Origin of the sequence: Microbulbifer echini, assembly GCF_041447225.1 — a bacterium.
Taxonomy (GTDB): Bacteria; Pseudomonadota; Gammaproteobacteria; order Pseudomonadales; family Cellvibrionaceae; genus Microbulbifer; species Microbulbifer echini.
Genome location: NZ_JBGMEL010000054.1, coordinates 1 through 799, shown reverse-complemented (window position 1 = coordinate 799; position 799 = coordinate 1). Strand labels below are relative to the sequence as shown.

The 799-nt window shown below is 56.8% G+C and carries 1 pseudogene; it reads left to right on the top strand.

Features of this window, described 5'->3' with window-relative positions:
* A pseudogene (locus ACCI51_RS19420) lies at nucleotides 1–799 on the top strand (RHS repeat-associated core domain-containing protein); the annotation flags it as partial.

Sequence of the window (799 nt, the reverse complement as noted above, 5' to 3'; positions counted from 1 at the left end):
TACCTGCTACGCCTACGACGGCCTCAGTCAGGTTAAGACCCGCACCAACCCGGACGGCAGCCGACTTGAATATCACTACGACGGCGAGCGCAACTTAGTCGGCCTCGCCAATGAAAACGGAGAGCGCTACCAGCTTAAATACGATCTCAATGAGCGCCTGATTGAAGAAGTTGGCTTCGACGGCCGCGTGAGCCGCTATGCCTATAATCGCGCTGGCCACTTAATCAGCTCCAGAGCCGTAACCGACACTGATACTGGTAAGGGTATCGACACCATCTTCGAGCGCGACCCCTTCGGCCGCCTGTTAGAAGAAGTCACCCCCGACGGCATTACCAACTTCCGCTACAACCGCAGCGGTCAGCTAATCGAAGCGGAAAATGCTCACCGTAAACTGCGCTGGGAGTACGATGCTAATGGGCGTGTTGTGGCCGACTGGCAGGGAAAAGACAAACTCAGTCACCAATACGATGCCGCCGGTAATCGTATTGCCACAACATTACCCGATGGTGAAGTACTGAACTTCGCTTTCAATCCCGCTGGCCAATTCCAAAGCCTGCACCGCCGCCCTGTCGGTGGTGACGCCGCCCAACTGATCACCAGCATCAGCCACGATGAACAGGGTAGGGAAAGTCAGCGCCAGCACGGCAATGGGCTGGAAAGCCAGAGAGACTACGATCCTCAGGGCCGCCTGCAAAAGCTGCGCCTGGGCAAGGCCAATGGTCCGGTATCCGATCCGACTCAGTCAAACTCCATTCTGGAGCGCCGCTACCAGTACAACAAAGCTGGCCAGATCGCGCAA